Origin of the sequence: Methylobacter psychrophilus (assembly GCF_025583945.1) — a bacterium.
Taxonomy (GTDB): domain Bacteria; phylum Pseudomonadota; class Gammaproteobacteria; order Methylococcales; family Methylomonadaceae; genus Methylobacter_C; species Methylobacter_C psychrophilus.
The window spans coordinates 144557-155707 of sequence record NZ_JAOEGU010000005.1; the positions used below are offsets into that span (position 1 = coordinate 144557).

Here is an 11151-nt window from a genome sequence, read left to right on the forward strand (position 1 = left end):
AAATACGTTTAGAAACCGGACATTATCCATTAATTGCAACAGTCCATCAACTTTTTAGATAGCTGACATTAACTGCTTTATAACCCGGTTCAAAGTACAAGCACGGCATTTCTTAAGCTCTGAACCTGATAACACAACCCTCAAACAAGACCTACCTGGAAAAAAAAATATTATCAATCAACCGCGTCTTACCCAGCTTTACTGCCGTCAATAAAACCAAATCAACATCTTCTACGGCCGCTTTGTTTAAATCACTACTACGACACACAGAAAAATAATCCGTCTGAAAGCCTTCCTGCTGTAAAAACTGCAACGCCTCTTTCTCTATCCCGGCATAAGTCTTGTTACCCGCTAAAACAGCATCACGAGCCACACATAAAGCCTGATAAAGCATGGGGGCAATGCTTTTTTCAGCGTCCGTTAAATAACCATTTCTCGAACTCATAGCCAAACCACTTGGCTCTCTAACGGTATCTATGCCTGTTATTTCAATGGGGATATGTAAATCCCTCACCATAGTTTTTATTATAGTCAATTGTTGAAAATCTTTAAGACCGAATAAAGCCATATCCGGCTGGACTATATTAAATAATTTACAAACAACGGTGGCAACACCGCTAAAATGTCCGGGTCTGGATGCGCCACAATACCGGTCTGAAAGGTCGGTTACCGTGACGGTTGTTTTGGCATCGGGCGAGTAAATATCGGTAACAGCGGGTTGAAACAACAAGTCTGCGCCAACGGTTTCCAGCTTTAACCTGTCTTCACGTTCGGTACGAGGATAAGTCTCGAAATCTTCCCCCACTCCAAATTGAGTCGGGTTAACAAAGATACTGACGACGACACGGTCGGCATTTTTTTTTGCCGTACTAACCAACTGAAGATGTCCGGCGTGCAAATTGCCCATCGTCGGAACAAAAGCAACGCTTTCACCAGCTGAGCGCCATACTTTAACTGTCTCACGTAATTCGGATACGGTCTTAACTATTTGCATTGGTCTTAGAAGCTATGTTCAGCGGTTGGAAATCGTGATTGCTTGACCGCCTGATGATAAGCATCAATGGCAGCTTCGATAGTCGCATTATCCTGCATGAAGTTTCTGGAAAAACGCGGACGCTTGCCGATGCCGATATTGAGCATGTCATAAAGCACCAACACCTGACCGTCGCAATCAACACTGGCGCCAATACCAATAACAGGAATAGCAAGCTGAGTACTTATTTCCCTGGCAAGACTCGCAGGCACACACTCCAATACCAACAATCCTGCACCAGCCTGTTGCAATTGATGTGCATCGGCAATCATTTTTGCAGCATCAGCGGGTTCTTTGCCCTGAACTTTATAGCTGCCCAATTGATTAATCAACTGGGGTAACAAACCTAAATGTCCACAGACAGGAATACCCTGATCAACTAAAAATCGAACAATTTCAATCCGGGCGCCTTCCAGCTTCACCATTTGGGCGCCACCAACCTGTATTAATTTAGCCGCATTTTTAGCTGCCATAACAGGAGTGGCATAACTCATGAATGGTAAATCCGCAATAATAAACGCTCGTTGCCTGGCTGCGCTAACACAGCGGGTATGATAAACCATATCCCTAATGGTAACAGGAAGCGTTGTCTCATAACCCTGAACAACCATGCCCAGCGAATCACCCACCAACATCATATCGACACCCGCTTTGTCGATTAAGGCACTAAAACTGGCATCGTAAGCTGTTAAACAGCTTATCTTTTCGCTGCGCTGTTTCATGGCAAGCAGATCATTAACCGTCAAGGGCTTTACTGTAGAATCGTAAGCATATTGGCTCATATCAATTCATCCGCCTTAATCCAGACAATGGACACTTGGCAATTAGATCGGCAATAGCGCCCTTACCGGGTACAACCAGTTGTGGAGCAATTTCAAATAACGGATACAAAACAAAAGATCGTTCATCCACGCCTCTATGGGGAACGACTAAATCCGGCAAATCAATAATTTGATCGCCATAAATCAGCACATCCAAATCCAGGGTTCTCGCTCCCCATCGCTCACCTATTCTTACCCGACCCTGGTCATTTTCAATACTTTGTAAGCAACGTAAAAAATCCATTGGTAATAATTCTGTTGCGACACCCATAACCGCATTAACATAGTCAGGTTGATCCTGCGGCCCCATAGGTAAACTATGATACAGACTGGAAAACGCCAATTCTTGCAAGCCTGCTATTGCAGCTATTGCGGTTCGCGCTGAGGTAATTTGTGCCACTGGTTCGGCAAGGTTACTACCCAAACCGATGTAAGCAATAACCGGGGTTACTGGTGAGTTTTTCATAGTTAATCCAATAAGTAAAAGTTACAAAGCGAAGAGCAAAAAAATAATAAATTTCGCCTTACAACCTAAACCTCTTTCCCAGCACTACTCTCTTTACCATTGCCCCGAGGATTTCTTCTTCGTGTTGATTTACCACCGGATGCTTTACGCGGAGGCTGGGTCATTTTTCTTTGTTCGTTATCATTGGCATTCTGATATTTACCCCACCAGTTTGCTACTTCAGGATCAGCTCCACCAGTCTCTGCACGCAACAGCAGAAAATCATAACCCGCCCTAAAACGAGGATGGGTAATTAACCGACTGGGTTTAGAACCTATTCGGGCATTAAACTTTGGCTGCAAACTCCAGACTTCGCGCATAGCCATGGTAATATGACGTGGCAGGGCGGTACTTTTAACCTGCATGGCAATAACTTCATTGGCGGCTTCCTGATAGGCCATAAATTCAACCAGTCCATGCGCCATCTTTTCTTTAGCCCGCATCTGAACAGGCTCCCACAAGAAAGCGGCAAATAAAAAATAAGCCGTAACTGTTTTACCATCGGCTATTCTGTTGTCAGAGTTTTCAAGCGCTTTAATCAACAGCAATCGTGGAAAACCATCTTCCTCGACAGACAAACAATTTTCTGTCGCCGGAAACAACACTTGAAACAGCCCGTAATGCCTTAGCATTTCAAACGTTTGCAGTGCGTAACCAGACAAAAATAATTTAAGTGCCTCATCATATAATCGCGCAGACGGTATGCTGGACAATAATTCTGCCGCCTTATGCATGGCTTTTTCACAATCAGGATGCAAATTGAAACCCAGCTTAACGGCAAAACGCACGGCCCGTAACATACGCACCGGATCTTCGCGAAAACGAGTTTCAGGATCACCAATAAGCCTTAGCGTTGCCGCTTTATGATCAGCCATGCCGCCGACATAATCCACAACCGAAAAATCTTTTATATTGTAGTAGAGCGCATTAACTGTAAAATCCCGACGCCAAACATCTTCTTCAAGAGTTCCGTAGACGTTATCCCGCAATAAACGCCCTTCCTTATTAAGCACCTGTTTGTCGTTTTGCTCTTCCCCTGCACCTCGAAAAGTCGCCACTTCAATGACTTCCCTGCCAAAATAGACATGTGCCAGGCGAAACCTGCGACCAATCAACCGACAATTACGAAATACTTTCCTAACCTGCTCGGGATCGGCATTGGTTGCAACATCAAAATCTTTCGGCTCACGACCCAGCAATAAATCGCGGACGCAACCGCCAACCAGGTAGGCATCAAAGCCTTCCTTTTGCAGCTTGTATAAAACCTTCAGCGCGTTTTCACTAATCTGGGCACGCGAAACATTATGTTCCGAGCGTGAATATACTCTGACTTTCGTCGCGACTGGTTCAGCTTCATTTCTTGCTGACTTAATCAATTTTTTAAAGAAATTTAAAATGGCCTTTAACCCGGTTTGTTTTTTATTTATCGCAATCATATCATTTGATACATTCTATCCCACAATCAATCTTCTTTTTTTTACATTACCCTTTTGAATATAGTAAAATCATTGCACTGATTTTTACAAGCATACCTTGTACATTTACACAGATAAAAGATCAGACAACCATTTTTTAAACATTTGCGTAATTAACGGGATTGTTATGTTCAAAAAGATTTTTAATGGCTTCATTGACCATCCACTATTAACCAGCCTTTTTGTAACAGACTTTGGCATTCTTCTGTTCCATAGGCCACCCTTCTTATTTTCTTTACTAATGCTGGGGACACTAATGGCGATGTGTCTATATTTTGGTCAAAAACTCGCTTTATTTAAAGTTTAATTGTCCTCGAAAAAGAAAAAACTGCTAAAACCAGGTCAGAGCCCAGCCTCTGAACCTGGTTTTTTGCGTCGTTTGGCGGCGCTAATTTACGATCTCTTTCTGCTGATTGCACTTTTATTCCTCGCAACGGCACTATTACTGCCATTTACTACCGGTGAAGCCGTTAGCGCCCAACAGCTATTAATTTACCGTATTTATCTACTGGTTATCAGCTTCTTTTTTTATGGCTGGTTTTGGACTCATGGCGGACAAACATTAGGCTTACGTGCCTGGAAAATAAAAGTCCTCACGCTCGATCAAAAAACCATCAACTGGTATCAAGCTTTGTTACGATTTACCACAGCCATCGTTTCATGGGGTTTTTTTGGACTCGGCTTCCTGTGGATTCTTCTGGATAAGGATCAACGCAGCTGGTACGATCATCTATCAAAAACAGCGCTGTTCTTTGACCCTCAAAAAAAGTAATTCTTGACTATAGCAAGATCCGTGGTTTATTTGACAACACCACAAAAGCATACGTTTGTGTTATAAAATAACTAAACGCAGCCATAAAACATAATCAATACCATGACTAATCCTTTACTGACCAATCCTGCCCTGCCCTTATTTTCCCAAATAAAACCCGAACACATTGAACCCGCCATCACTCAATTACTGGATGAAGCACGTGCCGCTGTAAAACAACATCTACAAGCGACGACACAGTACACCTGGGGAAATCTGGTTGAACCGCTGGAAAATGCTGAAGACCGACTCAATAAAGCCTGGTCTCCGGTCAGTCACATGAATTCTGTCGTCAATACCGATGAACTACGCGAGGCTTATAACGCCTGCCTACCCAAGCTCAGCGCCTACTCCACTGAAATAGGGCAAAACGAACAGCTATTTAAAGCCTATCAAATTATTGCCGAAAGCGATGAATTTGCAACACTCGATAGTGCTCAACAGAAAATCATCCACAACGCGTTAAGAGATTTCAAATTATCCGGCGTCGATCTGGATAGCGAAAAAAAGCAACGTTACAAAGACATCAGCCAGGAATTATCACGTCTTTCCAGCAACTACGAAGAAAACCTGCTGGACGCCACCAACGCCTGGAGTAAAAGCATCAGAAATGAACTGGATTTGGCAGGATTGCCTGATTCCGCAATGGCTCAGGCTAAACAATCGGCGGTAAGCCAGAATGAAGAAGGCTGGCTGATAACCCTGCAATTCCCCTCCTATCAAGCGGTTATGACTTATGCCGACAACCGTGAATTACGCCATGAACATTACCAGGCGTACTCAACTCGCGCTTCAGACCAAGGCCCACAGGCCGAAAAGTGGGATAACAGTCCGCTCATGGAGCAAATACTGGCACTACGCCATGAAAAAGCCCAGCTATTAGGTTTTAAAAATTACGCCGAACTGTCCCTTGCTACCAAAATGGCCAACAAGCCTGATGAGGTCATGCATTTTCTGGAAGATTTGGCGGATAAATCCTGGCGACCTGCACGTAAGGATCTGGCTGAGTTACGTGAATTTGCCGAGCAGGAATACGGCATTAACGACCTTCAATCCTGGGACATAGGTTATTACTCGGAAAAAATGCGTCAGCATTTTTACCAGCTTTCACAAGAAGAAGTTAAAGCGTACTTTCCCATCACCCGCGTTTTACCCGGATTATTTGCTGTCGTAGAAAAACTGTACGGCTTAAATATAACCGAAATTGATGATTTTGACAGCTGGCATCCCGATGTGCGTTTTTTTCAGATACATGACGATATCGGTGAACTTCGTGGCCGGTTTTATGTTGATCTTTATGCACGCGCAAAAAAACGGGGCGGAGCCTGGATGGATGATTGTGTCGGTCGTAAAAAAACCGGTGATACCATTCAAACCCCGGTCGCTTACCTGACTTGTAACTTCACGCCCCCAACCAGCGATACTCCAGCCTTACTAACGCACGACGATGTCATTACCTTATTTCATGAATTTGGTCACGGCTTACACCACATGTTAACCAAGGTTGATCACTTGGGCGTCTCCGGGATTAACGGTGTTGAATGGGATGCCGTTGAATTACCCAGTCAATTCATGGAAAACTGGTGCTGGGAACAAGCCGCACAAGTACTAATTTCAGGCCATTATAAAACCGGTGAAACATTGCCTGACACCTTGTTTGATAAAATGCTGGCGGCAAAAAACTTTCAGGCCGGCATGATTATGGTTAGACAACTTGAGTTCAGCCTTTTTGATTTCAGAATCCACCGGGACTACGACCCGGAAAAAGGCGGTCGAATCTATGAAATTCTGGAGCAAGTCAGAGACCAGATTGCTGTTATTAAACCACCCAAATTTAACCGCTTTGCCCACAGCTTTTCACATATTTTTGCCGGTGGTTATGGAGCCGGTTATTACAGCTATAAATGGGCAGAAGTCTTATCCAGCGATGCTTTTTCCTTATTTGAAGAAAAAGGTATTTTTGACCCGGAAACCGGTAAAGCTTTTTTGCGTAATATTCTTGAACAAGGTGGCACCGAGAATGCGATGGACTTGTTTATCAAATTTCGAGGCCGTAAACCGACTATTGATGCCTTACTCAGACACAATGGCATCGCTGCATGAAATATCACGACCTGCGTGACTTTATCAAACAGCTGGAAAAACAAGGTGAGCTAAAACGGGTTATCATTCCTGTTGATCCCTATCTGGAAATGACAGAAATTTGTGACCGCACTTTAAAACAGGCCGGCCCCGCCTTGTTGTTTGAAAATCCAATCGGCCACAACATCCCGGTGCTCGCCAATCTGTTCGGTACGCCGCGCCGTGTTGCCATGGGTATGGGCGCGGAATCAGTCACCGAACTGCGCGGCATTGGCCAGTTACTGGCTTACTTAAAAGAACCCGAACCGCCCAAAGGACTGAAAGACGCATGGGAGAAGTTTCCGGTATTCAAGCAAGTACTGAATATGGCGCCCAAACTGATTTCATCACCACCTTGCCAGGAACTGGTTCGGGAAGGCGATGAAATCGATCTGGGCGATTATCCCATTCAGACCTGCTGGCCGGAAGATGCGGCACCTTTAATTACCTGGCCGCTAGTGATTACCAAAGGTCCCCATAAAGACCGGCAAAATTTGGGCATTTATCGCATGCAAGTTATTGCAAAAAACAAAGTCATCATGCGTTGGCTGGCACATCGGGGCGGGGCGCTGGATTTTAAAGAATTTCAGGCGGCCTATCCCGGCCAGCCTTTCCCTGTTTCGGTAGCCTTAGGTGCAGATCCTGCAACCATACTTGCCGCTGTCACACCGGTACCAGACTCGCTGTCTGAATACGCATTTGCCGGTTTATTGCGCGGCAGTAAAACAGAAGTTGCCAAATCGCTGCTTAACGATTTACGAGTGCCAGCCAGTGCTGAAATTGTTCTGGAAGGCTTTATTTACCCTGATGAATTTGCCGCAGAAGGGCCTTATGGCGACCACACCGGTTATTACAACGAAGTCGCTGACTTTCCGGTATTCACTATCGAAAGAATCACCCAGCGTCAGGCACCCATCTATCACAGCACCTATACCGGCAAGCCACCGGATGAACCTGCAATTCTGGGGCTTGCTTTAAACGAGGTATTTATACCTATCTTACAAAAACAATTTCCGGAAATTATCGATTTTTACCTGCCTCCGGAAGGCTGCTCTTACCGTATGGCGGTTATCAGCATGAAAAAGCAGTATCCAGGCCACGCCAAACGCATTATGCTGGGTACTTGGTCATATTTGCGACAATTTATGTACACCAAGTTTGTCATCGTCGTCGATGACGATATCGATGTCCGTAACTGGCAAGATGTGATCTGGGCGATGACTACCCGTATGGATCCTGCCAGAGATTTAACCATACTGGAAAACACCCCGATTGATTACCTTGACTTTGCTTCACCGGTTTCAGGTTTGGGCTCTAAAGTGGGCTTTGATGCGACTAATAAATGGCCGGGAGAAACCAATCGGGAATGGGGTAGAACGATTGCAATGTCACCGGAAGTGATCAAGAAAGTGGATGCTATGTGGGATAAATTATTTTAAATGCAACAGCCGATGCAAATACCGGTTATTTGCTAAGCATGGAGTATCAGGATAATAAAACAGCCTGATACTCCAATGAGTTGCAGTCCGAGCAATCAGACCGCTTTTTTTCTCGGTACAAACTTAACCAGTTTCACTGAATGTTCATCACGTTTTATTATTTCCAAAGGATGTCCGTGCAGCTTGATACTGGTTCCTGATTGAGGAATTGTCTCCATAAACTCAAGGATAAGCCCGTTAAGTGTCTTTGGCCCTTCCGTTGGTAACGTCCACTGCATAACACGATTTAATTCTCTAACCGTAATAGAGGCATCGACCAGATAACTACCGTCACTTTGTTTTCTGGCCGTCACATCGTCGGTGATTAATTCTCCTACTATTTCTTGTAACAAATCATCCAGGGTAACCAATCCTTGCACATCACCGTATTCATCGACAACCAGACCTATGCGGATTTTCTCGCTTTTAAATCTGAGCATTTGTGCATGCACGGGCGTACTTTCAGGAATAAATGAAGGTTTTATCAGTAAATTTATAATGGCTTGTTTATCAAAATCATCCTGATTAACCAGCAACAGAACCTTTCTTAAATGTAAAAATCCCACTACCCGGTCAATGCTTTTTTTGTATACCGCTAACTGTGTGTGCGGACTACTTTTGATTTGTGTAATGATATCTTCAATGGAATCTTCCAGATCAATACCGACAATTTCATTACGGGGCGTCATAATATCTTCAACTGTCGCCGACTCAAGCTCCAGTATGCCCAATAACATTTTTTGATAGCGCACCGGCATTAAACTTTCAGCTTCCGTGATAATGCCTTTTAACTCTTCTTTATTCAGTGATTCATGCCGGTTTTTATTAACATCAACGCCGACCAATCGCAGCAATAAGCTGACCAATAAATTAACGACCCAAACGATCGGATAAAATATTTTCATTAACGGCGTGTAAATCCAGGCCGCAGGAAATGCCAGAAGTTCCGGCTTCATTGCCGCAATAGTTTTCGGCGTTACCTCGGAAAAAATAAGCATGACAATGGTTAAAATAGCAGCGGCAATTGCTACAACCGATTCTTCATCAGCATAAAGCTTAATGGCAATGACCGTAGCAATTGATGAGGCGAAATTATTAACAAAATTATTACATAATAAAATAAGGCCTAACAAGCGATCCGGCCTTTTTAACAGCTTTTGTGTCTTTATTGCACCAGCATGTCTGAGTTTAACCAGATGTCTTAACCGATAACGATTTATCGTCATTAAAGACGTTTCTGAACCCGAAAAAAAAGCGGAAAGAATAAGCATAAGGGCAAGTATGCCAAACAGCATACCAAGGGACATATCGTTCAAAGAAAATTTACTCTAGGTTAGGAAAACAGCTCTAGTGTCTATGATGAGAATTTTTTGTCAAGTTTCAATGTAAAATATAGGGTAATTTATTCTAGTAGGGCATAATTAGCGCACGGTAAATTAATCGGTCGAGCAACGCTTTTTGTTATTAAAAGTAACACTCACCGCTTTAAAAACAGCCCGGCATTGGGACAGCGCCATATTTAAACAAAGTATCCCTGCTAAGCCCAACTATCTTAATAAAACTGTGTTAATGTTTTAATAAATGCTAAAAAACCTTTTTTATAATGCCAGAGCTTTTACAGAGAACCAATGATTTCGGCGGCAGTATCTATCAAGACTACAAGAACCTGGCATTATTCCAGAAGCAATCGGAGACAATTATAAATATTATTGACCGCAACAATGTACATGTGGAGGGAGATACTGGCCCGTTTCTGCTCTATGCCCATGGCTTTGGCTGTAGCCAACAAATGTGGAACAGGATTACTCCTACCTTTGCTTCCACACACCGTCAAGTATTGTTTGATTATGTTGGCAGCGGCAAATCCAATCTGGCGTCTTTCAATGTAACGCGTTATTCCAGTTTACAGGGCTATGTGCAAGATATACTCGACATTTGTGACGCACTCAATTTACAAAATGAGGTCACCTTTATCGGCCATTCAGTCAGTGCCAACATCGGCTTACTGGCTTCCATCGCACGGCCGGAACTGTTCGACCGTCTGATATTAATTGGGCCTTCACCCTGCTTCTTAAACTATCCACCTGACTATCTAGGCGGCTTTGAGACTGAAGATTTAATAGATTTGCTATCATTGATGGATCATAACTATATCGGCTGGGCCAACTATCTGGCACCGTTGATTGCCGGTGAAACACAAGATAGTGCGGTGTCTGGTGAACTCACCGATAGCTTTTGCTCCACTGACCCCGTGGCCGCTCGAGTGTTTGCAAAAACCACATTTTTCTCCGATAACCGCACCGACCTGCCACGAGTATCGCGCCCCTGCCTGATCCTTCAAAATCGCCACGACAACTTGGTACCACTGCCAATAGGCGATTATCTACACGAAAATTTGCAGGGCAGCACCCTCAAAATACTGGATGTGAGCGGTCATTGTGCACACATGAGCTATCCTTCCTTAGTGATTGAAGCCATCCACGAGTACTTAAACGCACCACAACCGCACCTATAAAGCAGCCAACACTGTATGCATGACCTACTGAATCAGTTACCTTGTCCTACGCTCATTACGGATGGATCAGGCTATATTTTGGCTGCCAATACCGAGTTATTGGCTTTGGTTGGAGGAACACTTGAGCAATGCCAACAAAAACCAATGGATAGCTTTTTCCCGCCAGCCAGTCGAATTTTTTTACAAAGCCATATCTGGCCTATGTTGCTCCGTGATGCAGTAGTACGCGAAATTCACCTGAAAATCTGTAATACTCAAAATCAGTCTATTCCAGTGTTACTAAACTGTCAGCGTGGAAATTTTGCAGGCGTTAACAGCTATTTCTGGGCGTTCTTTGTATCCGTGGAACGCAACAAATTCGAGCAAGAACTATTGGACGCACGCAAACGCGC

11 protein-coding genes are annotated in these 11151 nt (G+C 44.0%); 6 read left to right on the forward strand and 5 right to left on the reverse strand.

What is annotated here, in order from left to right:
- Nucleotides 1-151: 151 nt before the first annotated feature.
- The 4 genes from panC to pcnB all read right to left on the reverse strand — a co-directional run bounded on the left by panC (nucleotide 152) and on the right by pcnB (nucleotide 3795).
- The gene (gene panC / locus N7974_RS04620; RefSeq protein ID WP_262964477.1) at nucleotides 152-994 is read right to left on the reverse strand and encodes a pantoate--beta-alanine ligase; all 843 of its coding nucleotides are present in this window, start codon (nucleotides 992-994) and stop codon (nucleotides 152-154) included.
- Between the two features lie 5 nt (nucleotides 995-999).
- Nucleotides 1000-1815 carry a 3-methyl-2-oxobutanoate hydroxymethyltransferase gene (panB, locus tag N7974_RS04625; protein ID WP_262964478.1) on the reverse strand — a complete coding sequence of 272 codons (816 nt, stop codon included), beginning with the start codon at nucleotides 1813-1815 and terminating at the stop codon, nucleotides 1000-1002.
- A gap of 1 nt (nucleotide 1816) precedes the next feature.
- Nucleotides 1817-2320, reverse strand: a complete 504-nt coding sequence (gene folK / locus N7974_RS04630; protein WP_262964479.1) for a 2-amino-4-hydroxy-6-hydroxymethyldihydropteridine diphosphokinase — start codon at nucleotides 2318-2320, stop codon at nucleotides 1817-1819.
- A gap of 65 nt (nucleotides 2321-2385) precedes the next feature.
- On the reverse strand, nucleotides 2386-3795 hold the full coding sequence (pcnB, locus tag N7974_RS04635; RefSeq protein WP_262964480.1) for a polynucleotide adenylyltransferase PcnB: 1410 nt from the start codon (nucleotides 3793-3795) through the stop codon (nucleotides 2386-2388).
- Between the two features lie 166 nt (nucleotides 3796-3961).
- On the opposite strand from pcnB, the gene N7974_RS04640 reads away from it, so the two are divergent.
- From N7974_RS04640 to ubiD, 4 genes are all read left to right on the forward strand, one after another.
- Nucleotides 3962-4141, forward strand: a complete 180-nt coding sequence (locus N7974_RS04640; RefSeq protein ID WP_243219888.1) for a hypothetical protein — start codon at nucleotides 3962-3964, stop codon at nucleotides 4139-4141.
- Complete coding sequence (locus N7974_RS04645; RefSeq protein WP_262964481.1) at nucleotides 4142-4606, forward strand: RDD family protein; 465 nt, start codon at nucleotides 4142-4144, stop codon at nucleotides 4604-4606. It abuts the gene before it with no gap.
- 102 nt (nucleotides 4607-4708) lie between these two features.
- A complete protein-coding gene (prlC, locus tag N7974_RS04650) occupies nucleotides 4709-6748 on the forward strand; it encodes an oligopeptidase A (RefSeq protein ID WP_262964482.1) in 2040 nt (679 codons plus the stop codon).
- Nucleotides 6745-8205 carry a 4-hydroxy-3-polyprenylbenzoate decarboxylase gene (gene ubiD / locus N7974_RS04655; protein ID WP_262964483.1) on the forward strand — a complete coding sequence of 487 codons (1461 nt, stop codon included), beginning with the start codon at nucleotides 6745-6747 and terminating at the stop codon, nucleotides 8203-8205. The genes prlC and ubiD overlap by 4 nt, the downstream gene beginning before the upstream one ends.
- 95 nt (nucleotides 8206-8300) lie before the next feature.
- On the opposite strand, the gene N7974_RS04660 is transcribed toward ubiD, so the two are convergent.
- Nucleotides 8301-9560 carry an HlyC/CorC family transporter gene (locus N7974_RS04660; RefSeq protein ID WP_262964484.1) on the reverse strand — a complete coding sequence of 420 codons (1260 nt, stop codon included), beginning with the start codon at nucleotides 9558-9560 and terminating at the stop codon, nucleotides 8301-8303.
- Between the two features lie 413 nt (nucleotides 9561-9973).
- Between N7974_RS04660 and N7974_RS04665 the strand changes: the two genes are divergently transcribed.
- Nucleotides 9974-10759, forward strand: coding sequence for an alpha/beta fold hydrolase (locus N7974_RS04665; protein ID WP_262964485.1), 786 nt, complete (start codon nucleotides 9974-9976; stop codon nucleotides 10757-10759).
- A 15-nt stretch (nucleotides 10760-10774) separates the two neighbouring features.
- The coding region (locus N7974_RS04670) for a PAS domain-containing protein (protein WP_262964486.1) at nucleotides 10775-11151 on the forward strand (377 nt) is incomplete at its 3' end.

Coding starts and splice junctions, on each gene's coding strand:
- N7974_RS04640 (WP_243219888.1), top strand. CDS start 3,962: ATGTTCAAAAAGATTTTTAATGGCTTCATTGACCATCCACTATTAACC.
- folK (WP_262964479.1), bottom strand. CDS start 2,320: ATGAAAAACTCACCAGTAACCCCGGTTATTGCTTACATCGGTTTGGGT.
- prlC (WP_262964482.1), top strand. CDS start 4,709: ATGACTAATCCTTTACTGACCAATCCTGCCCTGCCCTTATTTTCCCAA.
- panB (WP_262964478.1), bottom strand. CDS start 1,815: ATGAGCCAATATGCTTACGATTCTACAGTAAAGCCCTTGACGGTTAAT.
- pcnB (WP_262964480.1), bottom strand. CDS start 3,795: ATGATTGCGATAAATAAAAAACAAACCGGGTTAAAGGCCATTTTAAAT.
- panC (WP_262964477.1), bottom strand. CDS start 994: ATGCAAATAGTTAAGACCGTATCCGAATTACGTGAGACAGTTAAAGTA.
- ubiD (WP_262964483.1), top strand. CDS start 6,745: ATGAAATATCACGACCTGCGTGACTTTATCAAACAGCTGGAAAAACAA.